Source organism: Polaribacter sp. 2405UD43-2 (genome assembly GCF_058147125.1).
This window is the reverse complement of sequence record NZ_JBYVJX010000007.1, coordinates 1-18876: the sequence shown is the minus strand read 5'-3', so window position 1 is coordinate 18876 and position 18876 is coordinate 1. Positions and strand designations below refer to the sequence as shown.

The window sequence follows — 18876 nt, the reverse complement described above, 5'->3', positions numbered from 1 at the left end:
TATTAGAAAGAGATTACAGCTTCAAGTACAACACCATTCATTTTTGCACCAGATAATGTTGGAGTTGTCCACGCATTAGGTGTCCAAGCTTTAGCATCAGAATTGTAAGATTGTTTAACATATTCTGCTTTCATTAAAATATTTTTGGTCATAAACCAACCACCACCAATATTGGTTCTAGTAATTTTTTGTTTGTTTGGTTTGGTTTTTCCAGAAGCATAGTCTGCATTACCATCTACAGAGTTGTATCTACCTCCAATATAGAATTGACCTTTTTCTCCGAATCTATATAATAATTCAGTTCCTAATTGTGTAAAAGACCCTTCTACATTTCCTTCTGCTTTGCTTCCTTTACTAGTTTCGTAAATTCCAAAGAACTCTAAACCTTTGTATTGTATAAATGGGTTGATTTGGTATGAAGTATTTCTTTTAAAACCAGGATTAAATCTTCCTGAAAAGTCTCCTCCAGAAGTAAAATCTCCTTTTTTATTATAATTGAATAAGTTATAATATCTAGATCCAGCACGATCTCCATTATATAAATGGTCTCCGTTATTATAACCACTTTCGCTAATAAAAGAACCTGTTAAACGTACTCTTAAATCTTCATTTACTTGACGGTCAATTCCTAATTTACCATAGAAAGTAATTTTAAGATCTTTTTCGCCAGTAATTTTTTTAGAACCCCAAGGAGTAATAGTTTTATTTACTGATGGGTTTAATAAACCATTAGAAATACCGGCAACAAAAACGTAATTTTTAGGTTGTATCGTAATTTCAACAAATGGTTCTACTGTGTAAGCATCCATAATGTAATTACCAACAAAAGGGTTATAAATAGCCATTGCATTATCAGTTCTTCTAAAATGAGCATCACCGTAGTTTAATTGGTCTACACCAATTCTTAAGGTTGTTACATCCATAATGTTTTTTAAGAAGTCTTTTTTTATGAAATCTAGTTTATCCATTTGAATATATCCGCCTTTTACCCAAGTTTCATTATGATGTCTAGAAGAAAGAAAAGTTCTTAAATGCATTCTTATTCCGTCTGCTAATTGTACATCAAAATTTAAATTGGCAGTTGGTAAGTTTACGTTACCGCCAATAGGAGTTAAATTATTTAAATCATTTGAGTGGTCTAAAGCTTGGAATTGAATAGCGAAATCACCACCTACTTTAATTGATAGTTTTTCAAATTCTATATCATTTGTTTTTTTTGTTTCAAAAACATTTAACCCATCATATCCTGCTTGTCGTAGATATTGAGTTTTCTGTGCGTTGGCAGTTACTCCAAAAAGAGTTACCAATACAATTAATACTATGTTTTTTATTGTTTTCATAATTGTTTGTATTTATAAGTTATTATTCAAAAGTTAATTTAAATTCTATGGTTATTTCATCGCCTGTTTTTATAGTTCCAAGTAAAGCTCTTGGTGGTTTTATGCCAAAATCAGTCATTTTTAATTTGTGCTCTCCTTTTAAAACTATAGATTTTCCTTCTTTGTTTATTTTTGTAAGTACTGAAACATTTTTTGTAACACCAGCAATAGATAAATCTCCTATTAATTTTATATTAATAAAGTTAGCGTCTTCTGTTATAATTTCTCCTTTTATGAATACAAATGTTATTATTGGATATTCTTTAGCTTTTAGAGCTTTATAAGTAAGTTTATCCATTATTCTTTTACCACTTTTAATGCTTAATACTTGCACTTTTACATTTAAAGTTTCAATATTTACATCTTTTAAATTATTTACTGTTAATTCGGCATCTGTTTTTTCAACAGTGCTTTTCCAATCGTGAAGTGTGGAGGTGCCTTTTATTAAAACACTACTAGGTAATTTTATATTTAATGATACACTTTTAGCGGTTTCTTGAGCCTTTGAAATACTATTAAAACCTAATAAAATAGTTAATATAAAAAATATATTTCTCATAATAATCAGAATTTCTAGTACAAATTTAACTTTTAATTGATAGTAAATTGATGATAAAAATCATAGTCTATAAACTAATAAATTTTAATTTTTTTGTAAAAATCATAAATTCAATATTAGGAATAATTGAATAAATTGAGTAAAAACCTATTTTTAATTTAAATAAAATAAGTTAAAGCAGTATTATTTTAAAGAATGTGTAATTTGTAAAGACGTTTCTTTAAGTGTTTTTTTTTGATTTTTTTAAGCTAAGAACTAGTTTTTTAGTACTTTTACAATCTGTAAAATCAGATAGAAATGGCAAGATTTGAATTAAAGTTACCAAAAATGGGAGAAAGTGTTGCAGAAGCAACAATCACTTCTTGGTTAAAAGAAGTTGGAGACACTATTGAATTAGATGAAGCTGTGGTAGAAATAGCTACAGATAAAGTAGATTCTGAAGTGCCATCTGAAGTAGAAGGTACTCTAGTTGAGGTTTTATTTCAAAAAGATGATGTTGTTGCTGTTGGAGAAACAATTGCAGTTATAGAAACAGAAGGAGAAGACGAAAGTCATAAAGAAGTTTTCATTTCTAATGAAAACGAAAAAACTCAGGTAGAAGAAGTAGAAAAAACAATTGAAAAAGCTGTAGAAGTTACTGCAATACCAATTGCTAAAACTTCTGATTCTGGTAAATTTTATTCGCCTTTGGTAAGAAATATTGCTCAAACAGAAGGCGTTTCTATGCGTGAGTTAGAAACTATTGTTGGTTCTGGTAAAGATGGTAGAGTTACCAAAGATGATATTTTATCTTACATAAATAATAGAGGTAATGCTACACCAAAAGTTGTGACGCCTGTTAAAGTTGAAGTGTCAAAAGAAATTGAAAAACCCGTTGCTAAAACCACTCCTATTTCTGTTAATGGTGGAGATGAAATTATTGAAATGAGCAGAATGGGCAAACTGATTGCCAAACATATGGTAGATTCTGTGCAGACTTCTGCCCATGTGCAATCATTTATAGAAATCGATGTTACCAATATTGTAAAATGGCGTAATAAAGTAAAAGATGCATTCTTTAAAAGAGAAGGAGAGAAACTGACATTTACTCCAATATTAATGCAGGCAATTGCTACAACAATTAAAAAATATCCTTTAATTAATATTGCTGTTGATGGAGATTCTATCATCAAAAAGAAAAATATTAATTTAGGAATGGCAGCTGCACTTCCCGATGGAAATTTAATTGTTCCAGTAATAAAAAATGCAGATCAGTTGAATTTAGTAGGTATGACAAAATCTGTAAATGATTTGGCAAATAGAGCAAGAAATAACGCTTTAAAACCAGATGAAATTCAAGACGGAACATACACTGTTACAAACGTAGGTAGTTTTGGTTCTGTTATGGGAACACCAATTATCAATCAACCACAAGTAGCAATTTTAGCTTTAGGAGCCATTAGAAAAGTTCCTGCAGTTATAGAAACCCCAGAAGGAGATTTTATAGGAATCAGACAAAAAATGTTTGTATCGCATTCTTATGATCATAGAGTTGTTAATGGAGCTTTAGGTGGTATGTTTATTAAAACGTTAAAAGAAACTTTAGAAGCTTGGGATGTAAATCAAGAGTTTTAAAATTATAATAATTTAAAAAAAACACTCTTCGCAAAAACAAAATATTAATAAATAAAACAAAAAGAATGAAAAAATTGTTAATCTTATTTTTAGTTATTTCTTCAAATATTACTTCAGCACAAAAATCGGTATTATTAAGATTAAATTATGAAAAAGGAGCAACTTACAATGTTTCTATGAAAATGTCTCAAGAAATGGGAACAATAATGTCTATGGGGATGACTCTTAATATGGATATTAAAGTTTTAGATGTAAATGGAGATACTTACAATAGCGAAATGAAATTCACCAAAATTACTATGGATATGTTACAAGGTGGTAATATTGTAAGTTTCGATTCTTCTAAAAGTGATGATGAGTTAGATGATGCAGGAAAAATGATAAAATCTCAAATGGGACCAATGTTAGAAGCTCTAATAACAGCCAAAGGAAATAATTTAGGACAGATTTTAGAAGCTAAAGTAGAACCTAATGTCCCTGGTATGGAAGATATTGCAAATCAATCTAGTAACGTAGTTTATCCGAAAGAAAAAGTAAAGGTTGGTAGTACTTGGACAATGTCTAAAAATGAAAAAGGAATGAAAATGGATTTTGTTTATAAGGTAAAATCGGTTTTAAAAGATAAAGTTGTATTAGATCTTTCTGGTGAAGTTTCTGGAATGGCAACTGGACAAATATCGGGTAATATGGATATTGATATTAAATCTGGAATTCCTGAAAACTCTCTAATAGATATGAATTTGTCTGTGAGTGGTCAAGAATTAATATCAAAAGTAACGATGACAATGAGTAAAAAATAAACGTACTCTATTTATAAAACACAAAAAATGCCTTGAGAATTTCTCAAGGCATTTTTTAGTATATATTTTATCAGAAACGAACTATGCTAACATAGTAACAGGATTTTCGATAAACGTTTTTAAAGTTTGTAAAAACTGCGCTCCAACAGCACCATCTACAGTTCTGTGGTCGCACGTTAAAGTCAATTTCATAGTGTTACCCACAACTATTTGCCCGTTTTTAACAACAGGTTTTTCAACAATGGCACCAACAGATAAAATTGCAGAATTTGGTTGATTAATAATAGATGTAAAATTATCGATACCAAACATTCCTAAGTTAGAAACTGTAAATGTACTTCCTTGCATTTCTGCAGGGGTAATTTTTTTGTTTCTTGCTTTTCCTGCCAAATCTTTAACAGATGCTCCAATTTGAGTTAAACTCAATTGGTTTGTATGTTTTACAACAGGCACTAATAACCCATCATCTACAGCAACAGCAACACCTACGTGAATATGACTATGAAAAACGGTGCTGTTATCTGTCCAAGATGTATTTACTTGCGGATGTTTTTGTAAAGCCATAGCACAAGCTTTTACAACCATATCATTAAAAGATACTTTTGTATCTGGTATTGCATTAATTGTTTTTCTTGAAGCCATTGCATTGTCCATATCAACTTCAATATTTAAACTGAAATCAGGAGCAGAAAACTTAGAGTTTCCTAAAGATTTTGCAATTGCTTTACGCATTTGAGAGTTCTTAACTTCTTCCGATTTTTCTTCGCCAGCAGCAACAAAACTTGTAACAGGTGCAGAACTTGATTCAGTTTTAACTGATTCTACTTGTTTAGCAACAGGAGTATAATTTTCTACATCTTTTTTGATGATTCTACCATTTTCTCCAGAACCATTAACATTAGCTAAATTAATTCCTTTATCAGAAGCAATTTTCTTAGCTAAAGGAGATGCAAAAATACGTCCGCCAGAATTGTTTGTAGAAGCAACTGTTTTTGTTTCTTCTTTCTTAGCAATAGGTTTTTCTACTGTTTTTTCAGAAGATTTTGCAGCAGGTTTTTCGTTATTAGAATTGCTGATTCCACCATTGGCAACAATTGCAGAAACATCTGTGCCAGCAGGGCCAATAATGGCTAATAAACTATCTACAGGAGCTGTTTCTCCTTCTTGTACGCCCACATATAAAAGTGTTCCTTCATAAAAAGATTCAAACTCCATTGTGGCTTTATCGGTTTCAATTTCAGCAAGTATATCACCTTCTTCTACAGATTCTCCAACTTTCTTTAACCAAGTAGCAACTGTACCATCTGTCATAGTATCACTTAAACGAGGCATAGAAATTACTTGTACTCCATCAGGAATGGCAACCGTATCTGAAGAACTATTCTCAGAAGAAGTTTCCTCTTTTTTGTCTTCCTTAGTTTCTTCTTTAGTTGGTTTGGCATTATTGTTTAACAAGGCAGAAATGTCTTCTCCTTCTTCGCCGATAATAGCTAATAAAACATCTACAGGAGATGTTTCTCCTTCTTGAATACCAATGTGTAAAAGAGTTCCTTCGTAAAAAGACTCAAATTCCATAGTGGCTTTATCGGTTTCAATTTCAGCTAAAATATCGCCTTCTTCAACTTTATCACCAACATTCTTTAACCATTTTGCCACAACACCTTCTTCCATAGTGTCGCTTAATCTAGGCATATTTATAATTGTAGCCATATTTTAACTTATAAAAGGATAATCTTCTTGTTCATAAACAACATCATATAATTGATTTACTGGTGGATATGGAGATTCTTCTGCGAATTGTTCACATTCTTTTACCATAGTTTTTACCTCTTTATCTATTGCAGCAATTTCGTCTGAAGTTGCATAGTTTTTATCTTTAATTACCTCTAAAACTTGTGTAATTGGATCTATTTTTTTGTATTCTTCTACTTCTTTTTTAGTTCTGTAATGTTGAGCATCAGACATTGAGTGACCTCTATATCTGTAGGTTTTCATTTCTAAGAAAGTGGGGCCATCTCCACGTCTTGCTCTTTGTATAGCTTCATCTACAGCTTCTGCAACTTTAATAGGATTCATAGCGTCTACTGGTCCACAAGGCATTTTATATCCTAACCCAAGTTTCCAAATATCTGGATGATTTGCGGTTCTATCTACAGAAGTTCCCATAGCATAACCATTATTTTCACAAATAAAAATTACAGGCAGTTTCCAAAGCATTGCCATATTAAATGCTTCATGTAAAGACCCTTGTCTAGAAGCACCATCACCAAAACAACATAAAGTAACGGCATCACTACCTTTGTACTTATCACCAAAAGCGATACCAGCACCTAAAGGAATTTGCCCACCAACAATACCATGACCTCCGTAAAAACCGTGTTCTTTAGAAAAAATATGCATAGAACCGCCCATTCCTTTAGAAGTTCCTGTTACTTTTCCATACAATTCGGCCATCACACGTTTAGGATCTTCTCCCATACCAATTGGTTGCACGTGGTTTCTGTAAGCAGTAATCATTTTGTCTTTAGATAAATCCATTGCGTGCAATGCACCTGCTAAAATTGCTTCTTGACCATTGTATAAGTGTAAGAAACCTCTAACTTTTTGTTGAATGTAAACAGAAGCCAATTTGTCTTCGAACTTACGCCAGAAAAGCATGTCTTTGTACCAATCTAAATAAGTTTGTTTGGTGATTTTTTTCATTCCAGTTATTATTGTTTGTTTTATAGACTATTTTAATATAATCGAAATACAAAAATAACTGTTTTGTATAGAATAAAAAAACACGATTTTAGGAATTTAACTCTAACGTTTTCGTAAAGGTATTATTTACTCTTTGCTATGATTAACGTAGCTTTAGCACCAGTAGCTAAATTCCATTCGTTAGAAGAAATTAACATACCTGCATCATTGTATACTTTAAATGCTGCTGTATTAGGGCCAGAAGTTCCTTGATTTAGTGCTTTAAAAGCAATTTTATTTAAGCCAACTTGTAAAGGAATATTAAATTTCTGATAACTTTGTCTTAAAACAATATTTAATACAACAGGTATATCATTTACAAGTATTGTAACTCTATCTCCATCAGGATATTGGAAATCTCTACAAATAATATTTACACTTTTAGAATCTGTTCTAAAACTTCCTAAATCTTGGTCTATTTTTGGATAAATATATTGCCCATTTATTTTCTTAAAAGCTTTTAAAAAACGCTCTTCGCTTAATTTAGCTTGGGTAATAATGCCTTTGTTTTTGTAAGCATTTTTTGCTTGCTGCTTTTTTAATTTGTCTTTTTCTTTATCGTAAGCACTCTTAAAACCATTGTTATTATTAAGTTCTATCGTTTTTGGATTTTTAACAGCTTTAGAGCTCTTTAAAAAAATGGCTTTGCTTTTTCCTTTTTCTTTGTTGCCAGAATTATTGTCTAACTGAGCAAATGCTTGATTTGCAGTCAGAAGACTTATCAATAAAAAAAGAAATTTAAAATTTAATTTCATTAGGTATGGCTTTCTAGCCAATTTTCTACAAATATAATGCCGATTTTTATTGAAGTCGTTTAGAAATTGTTAAAACTTACTATTCTACTGTAAAATTAAAGTAAGTTTTAGGATAAGGTTCGTTTCTTAAAGTAAAATGCCACCATTCGTTTTCATAAGGTTTAAAATTATTTGCTAACATAATTTTACGAAGTAATATTCTGTTTTCTGCTTGTTTTTTTGTGATGTTTTTATAAAAAGGATGTGATTGAATTCCGAAAAAATCATAAGGACTTCCCATATCTAATTCTTTTCCTGTTTTAATATTGATGATGGTTAAATCTACAGTACTACCTCTAGAATGACCAGATTTAGAGGCAATATAACCTCGTTTAAAAAGCGCTGATTTTGGTACATTTGGGTAAAATTCTTTTTTCATTAAAGTGTCGTTTAAAACCTTTGCCCATCTTACAAAATGATTTACGGCTTGTTGCGGTCTGTAAGCGTCAAAAATTTTTAAACTCAAGCCTTTTTTTAACAATTCTTGTTGCACTTTTTGTAAAGCCTTTGCAGTTTCTTTTGTGGTGATTACACAATTATTATGGTAACCATCAATTGGTTTTCCAATAAAATTATTGTTACTCAAATACCTTAATTCAGACTGAATTGTATGATCAATATCTGATAAATAAACAAAACCTTCAGCCAATTTTTGAGCCTTAGAAAAAGTAAAATTAAATAGGAAAAAAAGGAATAGAACTCTTTTCATACATCAAAAGTAACAAAAAGTATTTTAAGAATTAATTAGGAAAACTTCATCAATAAAATCAAATAGAATTATCTATTTTTTCTATCTTTAAAAAATATTTTATGAATAAATGAATAGAGAGAATTACAAAGTTAAAAGCAATATTCTGCTTGCAAATTTTAAAACAAAAAAGGTAATTGTTGATGCAGAGAAAAAGCTGAAAAAAATCAGAAAAAAGCTCAGTAAAATTCAAGATACGATGTATGCAGAAGGCAAATATAGTATGTTAATTTGCTTGCAAGGTATGGATACTTCTGGTAAAGATAGCTTAATTAGAGAGGTTTTTAAAGATGTAAATGCGCGTGGAGTAGAAGTGCATAGTTTTAAAGTGCCAACAGCATTAGAGCTAAAACACGATTTTTTATGGAGGCACTATATAGCTTTGCCTGCCAAAGGTAAAATAGGTGTTTTTAACAGAACACATTACGAAAATGTGTTGGTAACAAGAGTGCATCCTAATTATATTTTTGGTGAAAATATTCCGGATGTAAAAACTTTAGAGGATTTAAATGATGAATTTTATCATCATAGAATGGATAGAATTAACAATTTTGAAAAACATATTTCAGATAGTGGCACCATTGTGTTAAAGTTCTTTTTAAATTTATCTAAAGAAGAACAAAAAAACAGGTTGTTACGCAGATTAAACATTCCAGAAAAGAACTGGAAATTTTCTGCAGGCGATTTAAAAGAACGCAAATTATGGGATAAATATCAATTTTGTTACGAAGATTTATTAAACAGAACATCTAAAGAAAATGCACCTTGGTTTGTAATTCCTGCGGATGATAAACCTACAGCAAGATTACTTTTGGCAGACATTGTGCTAGAAGAATTAAAAAAATATAATTTTAAAGAGCCTACTTTATCAAAAAAAGATTTAGATAAAATAGACGAATTTAAAGCACAATTAAATAACGAATAAAAACTAAGTTTTAAAGTTGAAAAATAAAAAGTTGAAAAGTTTTGTAACAAATTTTCAACTTTCTAAACTTTCAACTTTCTAAACTTTAAGAACTATAATTAATGAATTTAAAACTAGAAAAACCCATCGTATTTTTCGATTTAGAAACCACAGGAGTTAATATTGCAACAGATAAAATTGTAGAAATTTCTATACTAAAAGTGTTTCCTAACGGTAACAAAGAAAGCAAAACGTGGTTGGTAAATCCAGAAATTGAAATACCAAAAGAAGCCACAGATGTTCACGGAATTACCAACGAAAAAGTAGTTACAGAACCTACATTTAAAGAACTGGCACCAAAGGTTAATGAAATAATTGCAGATTCAGATTTAGCTGGTTTTAATTCCAATCGTTTTGATATCCCGCTTTTAGCGGAAGAATTAATGCGTGCAGGAATCGATTTTGATATGAAAAATAGAAAAGCCATTGATGTGCAAGTAATTTTTCATAAAAAAGAGCAAAGAACTTTAAGTGCTGGTTATCAATTTTACTGCGGAAAAGAATTAGAAGGAGCACATGGTGCAGAAGCAGATACGAATGCAACTTTCGAAATTTTGCTGGCGCAACTAGATAAATATGATGATATCGAAAATACGGTTGATGCATTAAGCGAATATTCTACACACGGAAAAAGAGCCGATTTTGCTGGTTTTATTTTGATGAATGATGAAGATCAAGAAATTTTTTCTTTTGGTAAATACAAAGGAAGAACTGTAGAAGAAGTGTTAAAAGAAAATCCTGGGTACAACAATTGGATTCAGAATGCAGACTTTCCACTTTATACAAAAAAGGTTTTAAGAGAAATTAAAGAAAGAATGTCTGCGCCAAAAAATACAATGACGGATGCAGAAAAATTACAAGCTTTACAACAGAAGTTTAATTTGCGTTAGATTTTTTTTACAGACCTTTGAGGTTTTTAAAACCTCAAAGGTCTTTCTTAGAAAAGAATAATTATATGAAAAAACTGATCTTCTTTTTACTAATTTCAACATCAGTATTTTCTCAAAGAGTAAATTTTAAAGGAAAATTAGTGGATAAAGAAACAAATGAACCAATTATATATGCTAATATTAGCTTTTTAAAAACTAACACAGGAACTTCTTCTTTAGAAAACGGTACTTTTAATTTAGAAATTGATAAAAAACTTCTAAAAGAAAAAATACACATTTCTTGCTTAAATTATAAAGACACAATTATTTTAGCGTCTAATTTATATAATAAAACACTGCTTTTAAAACCAAAAACTTTTGAATTAGATGAAATTGTTATTTCTAAAAAAAGAAGCAAAAAAATTATTTTAGACAAAGTTAAAAGACGAGTTACACCATTTCATTCTAATATTATTAGAATGATTGCTAAATATTTTCCTAATAATTTAGATGGTAATTTTTATATTGATAATATAAAAATCTATTTTTCAAAAAGAAATTCACATAAAGCAAAATTTAGAATTAGAATTTTTTCAGTTGATGAAAAAACAGGAAATCCAAGAGAAGATATATTAAATGAAAATATCCCAATTTCTATTGAAAAAGGACAAAAAATAGTTAAATTAAATTTAGAAGATTATTATATTAAATTACCTAAAAATGGGTTATTTGTTGTTTTTGAAAAACTTTTGATTCCTTATAATCTATATGAATGGAGTATTAAAAAAAATAAAAAATTAAATTACTATGCACCAGTTATTGGTTTAACCAAATCTAAAGAATATAAAAAAATAAATAGATTATACTATTTCATTAGAGGTAATTGGCATAAAATATCAATGCCAAACAATAACTTTTCATTTGTTCCAGCAATTTCCTTAGCTTTATCCAATTAAATAAATACACAATTAAACGATTAAACATCACAAAATATGTTTACACAATATAAAAATTTACCTAACAATTCTCGCGTTTGGATTTATCAATCAGACAGAGAGTTTAATGAAAAAGAAATAGAATTAATTACTGTTAAAGCAGAAGAGTTTATCAATTCTTGGACACGTCATGGAGATGATTTAAAAGGCTCATTTACCATTAAATACAATCAGTTTTTAGTATTGGCTGTAGACGAGAGTTTTAACGATGTTTCTGGTTGTTCTATAGATAGTTCTGTCCATTTTATTCAACAACTAGAAAAAGAATTGCAACTGGATTTAATGAATAAAATGAACATTTCTTTTAAAGATAATGACAATATTAATTTGGTAAAATTATCAGATTTTCAGCAGTTTGTAAAAGAAAAAAGAATAACTCCAGAAACTATTGTGTTTAATAATATGGTAGCTACAAAAGAAGATTTTGAAACCAAATGGGAAGTACCCGCAAAAGAAAGTTGGCACAAACGCTTTTTGGTATAAAAATTGGTTTATATTTAAGAACTCCCTAAAATAAATATGTTGCGTTAAGGATTGAAATGGCATCCTTTTTTGAGGTACGAAAAAAAGATATAATGAAAAGCCTGTTAAAACGCCCAAAAAAATGTTTTAGATAAATATGAAGAAAGAATTACTTGTTTTCCTTTTTATAGGTTTTGTGTTTCATTTGTCTGCACAAAGACTAGATCCTTTAGTAACCAAAGATTTTGAAGCTCAACAAATTTGGGTAGATAGTATTTTAAATACAATGACTGTTGATGAAAAAATTGGTCAGTTATTTATGGTGCAAGCCTATTCTAATCTCGACAAAAAACACGAAGATTTTATTACTGAAATGATTACCAAATATCACGTTGGTAATTTAATTTTTATGCAAGGAACTCCAGAAAAACAAGCAATTTTAAACAATAAATATCAAGATACTGCAAAAGTACCATTATTGATTGGTTTTGATGGTGAATGGGGTTTAGATATGCGTTTAAAAAATACCTACAGATTTCCTTGGAATATGACTTTAGGTGCTATTAAAAACGATTCTTTAGTCAAACAATTTGGAGCGCATTTAGGAAAACATTGCAAACGATTAGGAATTCATATAAACTTTGCGCCTGTTGTAGATATTAATGTAAATCCAGAAAATCCGATTATTGGAAATCGTTCTTTTGGCGAAAGCAAAGAAAACGTAACTCAAAAAGCAATTGCATTTACGCAAGGAATGCAAAGTCAAGGGGTTTTAGCCAACGCAAAACACTTTCCAGGTCATGGAGATACAGCAGCAGATTCTCATTACACATTACCTGTCTTAAATTTTAATATGGCTCGTTTAGATTCCATAGAATTATATCCGTATAAAAAATTATTTGATGCTAGTGTAGCAAGTGTTATGACAGCACATTTAAGCATTCCAAGTTTAGAACCTGAGAGTAAATTACCCACTTCATTGTCTAAAAATGTGGTCACTAATTTATTGCAACAAAAATTGGGCTTTAACGGTTTAATTATTACAGATGGATTAAATATGAAAGGCGCCACAAATTATGCAACTTCTGCAGAAATAGATTTGGCAGCCATACAAGCAGGTAATGATTTGTTGTTAATTCCGCAAGATGTACCAGCTACAGTTTCTTTAATTAAAAAAGCGCTTGAATTAAAAACGTTAACAGAAGAACGAATCAATTTTTCTGTTCGTAAAATTTTAAAAGCGAAATATTGGGCAGGTTTGCATAAGTATCAACCTATTAAAATTGAAAATATTCAACAAGATTTAAATACGGTTCAAGATGATTTATTACATAGAGAATTGATAAAAAATTCATTAACGGTTCTTAAAGATGTAAAAGGTGATGTTCCTATCAGAAATTTAGAAAAAAGAAAAATAGCTTATGTAAAATTGGGTGATGATACTGGAACCCATTTTGTAAAAATGATGAAAAATTATACAAAAGTTGATATTATTTCTGATAAGAATTTAGATGGTTTAATTAAAAAATTAAAGTCTTATAATTTAGTAATTGTAGGTTTTCATAAATCGAGTTTGCATCCTTGGAAAAGTTATAGATTTAAAGATAAAGACTTGGTTTGGTTGCAAGAAATTGCAAGAGAAAATAAAGTGATTTTAGATGTTTTTACAAGTCCTTATAGTTTGTTGCAGGTTAAAACTTTCGAAAACATAGAAAGCGTAATAGTATCTTATCAAAACAGTAAATTGTCGCAAGAACTCTCTGCACAATTACTTTTTGGAGCTTTTGCTGCCAAAGGAAAATTACCAGTTTCTATTAAAAATAGTTTTTTAGAAGGCGATGGCTTAATGACTTCTAATTTAAGCAGATTTGAATACACCATACCAGAAGCTGCCAACTTATCATCAGAAAAACTAAAAAAAATAGACTCTTTAGCAAGTGTTATTTTAGATAAAAAAATGGCACCAGGTTTTCAAGTTTTAGTAGCTAGAAATGGTAAAATAGTTTTTAATAAAAGTTACGGTTATCATACAAATTTTAAAAAACTAAAAGTTAAAAATTCTGATGTGTACGATTTGGCTTCGCTCACAAAAATATTGGCTTCTTTACCTTTAATTATGAAAGCAGAAGAAGAACATAAAATATCTTTAAATGCAAGTTTAAAGGATATTTTACCAAGTTTTGAAGGTACAAATAAAGCAGCAGTTTCTGTAAAAGAAATACTATCTCATTACGGAAAATTAAAAGCTTGGATTCCTTTTTATAAAGAAACACAAGATAGTATTACAGGTAAAAACTTGTCTGCTTTTTATCGAACAAAAAAGTCGAGAAGATACAATATTAAAGTTGCCAAAAACTTATATCTAAACAGACATTATAAAGACAGTATTTATAAGTACATTAAAGAAGTAGATCAGAGAGAAAACGAAGGTTATAAATATAGCGATTTAGGATATTATATTTTTAAAAAAGCCATAGAAGATGAATATAAAAAACCCATAAATACATTGGTAGATGAAGAATTTTATCAATCTTTAGGCGCTAACAGAACCAGTTATTTACCGCTTCAAAAGTTTTCTAAAAAAGAGATTGTACCTACAGAAAAAGACGATTATTTTCGTAACCAATTAGTACATGGTTATGTGCATGATATGGGGGCAGCAATGTTGGGTGGTGTAGGTGGTCATGCAGGTTTATTCGCCAATGCAAACGATGTTGCAAAAATTATGCAAATGTACTTACAAAAAGGGTTTTATGGCGGCAAACGTTATATAAAAACAACTACTGTAGAGAAATTTAATAAGCGATATTTTTCCGACAAAAAAGTGCGTAGAGGTTTAGGATTTGATAAACCACAATTAAACGAAAATGTAAAAGCAACTTGTGGTTGTGTTTCCGATAAGAGTTTTGGGCATTCTGGTTTTACAGGTACCTACACTTGGGCAGACCCAAAAAGCGGAATTGTCTATGTCTTTTTATCAAATAGAGTGTACCCAAATATGCAAAACCGTGGTTTGATAAAAAGCAATATGCGTACAGAAATTCAGCAAGTTATACAAGATGCTATTTTAGATTAGAAGCTTTTCCAGCTTTTCACTATATCTTTTTTCTTTCTGTCATCCTATGTTTGTTTTTACAAACTGTGGCAATCTCATAATCCAGAAGAGATTGCTTCGTTCCTCGCAATGATGCTTATTAAAAAGCACAGAAAAAAGGATGCCGTTTCAATCTGGGCTAAACTTGTTTGCTAACTTTTTTGCAGCTACAATTTTTCAGTATTTGTAATAGAAAATTTCGAATATATTAAAATCATTATTACAGAAATTAGTAAGTAAATACTGGCAATATTCCAATCAAAAAATAAACTGACAATCCAAGTTTGAATTGCGTAAAATATTGGAAAAGTAAGGGTGTTAATTCCGAATCTAAATGTGTCTACAAATTCAATTTCATCTACTTTTTTAGAAATCATTTTCCAAACCATAAAAGAAAAAAAACTGTTTAAAACTATAAGATAGAAAAGAGGTTTTAACAAATTTGTCTTTCTACTTTTTTTATCAGGAATTTTATTTGATAAAATCAGTTTATTTATTGTTTCAACATCAGTAAAATCAACTTGAGCATTATTTAATTTATGCAAAGTATTTTCATAATTTTCATCATCAGAAATATGAACACTTAGTTTTTTTAATTGAGAACTCACTTCATTTTTAAGTTTTACAATAGAAATGTTTTGCTCTTTAGGGTTGTAAAAATTATTTGCAGAAATTGGTTTTCCAAAATTTAGAGCAACTTTTGTTGGATAAAAAGAAGCATTTTGGTAGGTTAAACCTACAGGAATAACGTCAATTTTTACATCAGGATATTTTTCTAAAGCACCAAAAACAATTCTTGTAAATCCTTTACTTAAAGGTCTTATGGTTCTTTTTCTGTTGTGGCTTCCTTCTGGGAAAATCATTAAAGTTTCTCCTTTTTTAAAAATATCAAAGCAATGATTAAAAATCTCGTGGTTTTTTCCTAACAGACTGGCTCCATCTCTAATTCTATAAATAGGCATTAAATTTAAAGTAGCCAAAAATTTCTTGACCAAAGGTTTTTTAAAAACAGCTGCTCTCACCAAAAAATGATTAATTCTAGGAATATTTGTAGCAACAATTAGCGGATCTATCAATCCGTTTGGATGGTTTACAGCAAATAAAATGGCACCTTTTTTAGGAATATTTTCTTTGCCAGAAACAGTAATTCTTTTAGCGTAAAAGAAAAGGCTAGATTTAATTATGAGTTTAAAAAAGTTGTACCAAAGTGTTTTCAAATTACTCTAATTAATTTGTTGCTTGTTTTATGTTTGTAACTGTTTCTTTTTTTGTTTTATTGCCCCAGAAAGTGGCTAAAGCCATTCCAGAAAAAACATCCCAAATTCCCCAGAAAGCTGCTAATAAAGCCATTCCGCCTAAACCTTCAAAGAAACCAAAAATTAGTAATAAACCTAAACCACCATTCTGAATTCCGGTTTCCATAGCAATGGTTTTGCAATCTTTTTTATCTAATTTAAACGTTTTGGCGGTGTAAAAACCTAAGATAAAAGCAAAGATATTATGGGAAATGACCAAGAATAAAACGTGATGAATATGATTGATAAAAATATCTAAATTTTGAGAAAATGCGATAAAAATCAATGCAATAAAAACGAGCATTGAGAGTGGTTTTAAAACTTTTTCTATTTTGTTTGCCATTTCAGAATAATAGTGCTTTATAATCATTCCACAAATTAATGGGATTCCTAAAATTAAAGAAACGAGTTTAAATAAGTCATAAGGGTTTAAAGAAACTGTTTGTAGAATTTTGTTTGTAGGTTCATATAAACTTCCCCAAAATTGTAAATTAAAAGGAGTCATAAAAATACAAATTAGCGTAGCAAAAGCTGTTAAACTTACAGATAATGCAGCGTTTCCACCCGCCATTTTGCTAAAAAAGTTAGAGACATTTCCACCAGGGCAAGCAGCAATCATCATCATTCCCAAGGCAAAACTGGGGTGAGGTTTTATAATTAATATTGCTAAAAAGGTTACTGCTGGCAATAAGAAAAATTGCGATAAAACCCCTACAAAAACAATTTTTGGGTTTTTAAACAATCGTTTAAAATCATTAACAGAAATACCTAAAGCTACGCCAAACATAATAATAGCAATGGCAATATTTAAAACCCATAAACCTTCTGTGTCAAAGTTTATTTTTATGGCATCTATGTCGATTTTTGGGTTAGTTTTTAAAAGCATACTCAATAATATTAGCGCCCATTTTTAATGCTTTTTCTCTAACACTTTTTGGGTTGTTATGTATAATTTCATCTTCCCAGCCATCACTTAAATCAGTTTCGTAATCATAAAAAACTACCAATCTTCCTTGGTAAAACAAACCAAAACCTTGTGCAGGTTTTTTGTTATGTTCGTGTATTTTAGGCATCCCATTAGGGAATTTAAAAGTCTGATTATAAATAGGATGATTTGTAGGAATTTCTTTAAATTCTAATTTTGGAAATACTTTCTTTAATTCTCTTCTAATAAATTTATCCAATCCATAATTGTCTGAGATATGCAAAAATCCACCAGAAATTAAATAATTTTTTAGGTTATTGGCATCATCATCAGAAAAAAAGACATTTCCATGACCCGTCATAAATAATAATGGAAAGTTAAAAATATCTTCACTATCAATAGCAACTACCTGCGGATTTTTAGAAATATTGGTTTTAATGTTTTGGTTTGCAAACGCTACTAAATTTGGAATCGCAGTTGGGTTTGCATACCAATCTCCACCACCATTATATTTTAAAATGGCAACTTCTTGACTATTTATTTGTATAAAAAGGAAAGTAAAAAAAAGAGATAAAGTTTGCTTCATTAATTTTTTTGATAGGAATTGAAAGCAAGATAGTAATTTCAATTTTGAGAGTAAAAAAACGCCATTAAAATTTTAATAGTATTACACTTTTCTTTTTTAGTTTTAAAACTTGACTTGCAACAAAAAAGTGGGCAATTAGTTAAGAATACGAATTTAAAAACTATTGATTGATAAAAGAAACCGTATTTACAGCCACTAAACCAGCAGTTTCTGTACGCAATCTACTTTCGCCAAGAGAAATAGGAATGAAGTTTTTTTCTAAACATTTTTTAATTTCTTCGGATGAAAAATCGCCTTCAGGACCAATTAAAATAGTGGCTTTTTCTGATGGATTTACTACAGATTTTAATACGTTTTTGTCATCATCTTCACAATGTGCAATACAAATTTTACCATCAAAATTTTGGTTAATAAACTTAGTAAATTTTATAGGTTCATTCAGTTTTGGTAAGGTAAATTTTAAAGATTGTTTCATTGCAGATTGTATGATTTTTTCAAATCGTTCTAATTTTACAACTCTACGTTCTGAATTTTGGCAGATGATTGGTGTAATTTCATCAATGCCAATCTCTGTAGCTTTTTCTAAAAACCATTCAATTCTATCATTATTTTTTGTTGGGGCAATTGCAATGTGTAAATAATATTTCCAAGGTTTTGGTTTTTCTGTAGAATTAATGATTTCTGCTATGCATTTTTTATCACTAGCAAAACTAATTTTAGCATCAAATAAAAAGCCTTTTCCGTTGGTAATTTTTAGAATGTCATTTTCCTTTTTACGCAAAACACGAACTATATGCCTACTCTCAATTTTATCAAAAGTAATTTGAGAAGTTTTAGTTGTTATATCAGAATTATAGAATAGTTGCATTTTTTAAGGTTCAAAGGTTCAAAGGTTCAAAGGTTCAAAGGTTCAAAGTTTTAAAGTTTCAAAGTCGCAAAGTTGTAGAGTGATAAAATTTTCATTTTTGCTAACTGCTAACTGCTAACTGCTAACTGCTAACTGCTAACTGCTAACTGCTAACTGCTAACTGCTAACTGCTAACTGCTAAC

General features: G+C 29.7%; 17 protein-coding genes. 7 read left to right on the top strand and 10 right to left on the bottom strand.

The genetic code is table 11. The features are described 5' to 3' along the window. Positions 1-2: 2 nt before the first annotated feature. Positions 3-1340 (bottom strand): hypothetical protein, encoded by a 1338-nt coding sequence (locus tag ACY2RX_RS10360; protein WP_490103909.1) that lies wholly within the window; start codon positions 1338-1340, stop codon positions 3-5. 22 nt (positions 1341-1362) lie between these two features. Continuing rightward, complete coding sequence (locus tag ACY2RX_RS10355; RefSeq protein ID WP_490103908.1) at positions 1363-1938, bottom strand: YceI family protein; 576 nt, start codon at positions 1936-1938, stop codon at positions 1363-1365. Positions 1939-2235: 297 nt separating this feature from the next. Between ACY2RX_RS10355 and ACY2RX_RS10350 the strand changes: the two genes are divergently transcribed. Together ACY2RX_RS10350 and ACY2RX_RS10345 are read left to right on the top strand one after the other, a co-directional pair. Next, on the top strand, positions 2236-3552 hold the full coding sequence (locus tag ACY2RX_RS10350) for a dihydrolipoamide acetyltransferase family protein (protein ID WP_490103907.1): 1317 nt from the start codon (positions 2236-2238) through the stop codon (positions 3550-3552). Between the two features lie 65 nt (positions 3553-3617). Continuing rightward, the gene (locus ACY2RX_RS10345; protein ID WP_490103906.1) at positions 3618-4352 is read left to right on the top strand and encodes a DUF6263 family protein; all 735 of its coding nucleotides are present in this window, start codon (positions 3618-3620) and stop codon (positions 4350-4352) included. A gap of 81 nt (positions 4353-4433) precedes the next feature. Here the strand turns inward: ACY2RX_RS10345 and ACY2RX_RS10340 are convergent, their stop codons facing one another. The 4 genes from ACY2RX_RS10340 to ACY2RX_RS10325 form a co-directional block, all read right to left on the bottom strand. Beyond that, the gene (locus ACY2RX_RS10340; RefSeq protein WP_490103905.1) at positions 4434-6062 is read right to left on the bottom strand and encodes a dihydrolipoyl dehydrogenase family protein; all 1629 of its coding nucleotides are present in this window, start codon (positions 6060-6062) and stop codon (positions 4434-4436) included. 3 nt (positions 6063-6065) lie between these two features. Continuing rightward, entirely contained in the window at positions 6066-7055 is a 990-nt protein-coding gene (pdhA, locus tag ACY2RX_RS10335; protein ID WP_490103904.1) for a pyruvate dehydrogenase (acetyl-transferring) E1 component subunit alpha, read from the bottom strand. Positions 7056-7177: 122 nt separating this feature from the next. Further along, positions 7178-7849 carry a hypothetical protein gene (locus tag ACY2RX_RS10330; RefSeq protein WP_490103903.1) on the bottom strand — a complete coding sequence of 224 codons (672 nt, stop codon included), beginning with the start codon at positions 7847-7849 and terminating at the stop codon, positions 7178-7180. 79 nt (positions 7850-7928) lie between these two features. Further along, a complete protein-coding gene (locus tag ACY2RX_RS10325; protein ID WP_490103902.1) occupies positions 7929-8597 on the bottom strand; it encodes a M15 family metallopeptidase in 669 nt (222 codons plus the stop codon). A gap of 109 nt (positions 8598-8706) precedes the next feature. On the opposite strand from ACY2RX_RS10325, the gene ACY2RX_RS10320 reads away from it, so the two are divergent. The 5 genes from ACY2RX_RS10320 to ACY2RX_RS10300 all read left to right on the top strand — a co-directional run bounded on the left by ACY2RX_RS10320 (position 8707) and on the right by ACY2RX_RS10300 (position 15002). Beyond that, positions 8707-9561, top strand: a complete 855-nt coding sequence (locus ACY2RX_RS10320; protein WP_490103901.1) for a PPK2 family polyphosphate kinase — start codon at positions 8707-8709, stop codon at positions 9559-9561. Positions 9562-9662: 101 nt separating this feature from the next. Further along, positions 9663-10490, top strand: a complete 828-nt coding sequence (locus tag ACY2RX_RS10315; protein ID WP_490103900.1) for an exonuclease domain-containing protein — start codon at positions 9663-9665, stop codon at positions 10488-10490. Between the two features lie 65 nt (positions 10491-10555). Further along, positions 10556-11425, top strand: coding sequence for a carboxypeptidase-like regulatory domain-containing protein (locus ACY2RX_RS10310; RefSeq protein WP_490103899.1), 870 nt, complete (start codon positions 10556-10558; stop codon positions 11423-11425). 36 nt (positions 11426-11461) lie between these two features. Next, positions 11462-11947, top strand: coding sequence for an ABC transporter ATPase (locus ACY2RX_RS10305; protein ID WP_490103898.1), 486 nt, complete (start codon positions 11462-11464; stop codon positions 11945-11947). Positions 11948-12083: 136 nt separating this feature from the next. After that, positions 12084-15002, top strand: coding sequence for a serine hydrolase domain-containing protein (locus tag ACY2RX_RS10300; protein ID WP_490103897.1), 2919 nt, complete (start codon positions 12084-12086; stop codon positions 15000-15002). Positions 15003-15187: 185 nt separating this feature from the next. On the opposite strand, the gene ACY2RX_RS10295 is transcribed toward ACY2RX_RS10300, so the two are convergent. The 4 genes from ACY2RX_RS10295 to ACY2RX_RS10280 all read right to left on the bottom strand — a co-directional run bounded on the left by ACY2RX_RS10295 (position 15188) and on the right by ACY2RX_RS10280 (position 18694). Then, positions 15188-16237: a lysophospholipid acyltransferase family protein gene (locus tag ACY2RX_RS10295; protein ID WP_490103896.1), complete on the bottom strand. Its 1050-nt coding sequence runs from the start codon at positions 16235-16237 to the stop codon at positions 15188-15190. A 10-nt stretch (positions 16238-16247) separates the two neighbouring features. Then, positions 16248-17201, bottom strand: coding sequence for a bile acid:sodium symporter family protein (locus ACY2RX_RS10290; RefSeq protein WP_490103895.1), 954 nt, complete (start codon positions 17199-17201; stop codon positions 16248-16250). Then, a complete protein-coding gene (locus ACY2RX_RS10285) occupies positions 17185-17826 on the bottom strand; it encodes a DUF4159 domain-containing protein (RefSeq protein ID WP_490103894.1) in 642 nt (213 codons plus the stop codon). Before ACY2RX_RS10285 ends, ACY2RX_RS10290 begins: the two co-directional genes overlap by 17 nt. A gap of 160 nt (positions 17827-17986) precedes the next feature. Continuing rightward, positions 17987-18694 (bottom strand): 16S rRNA (uracil(1498)-N(3))-methyltransferase, encoded by a 708-nt coding sequence (locus ACY2RX_RS10280; protein WP_490103893.1) that lies wholly within the window; start codon positions 18692-18694, stop codon positions 17987-17989. Between the last annotated feature and the right edge of the window lie 182 nt (positions 18695-18876).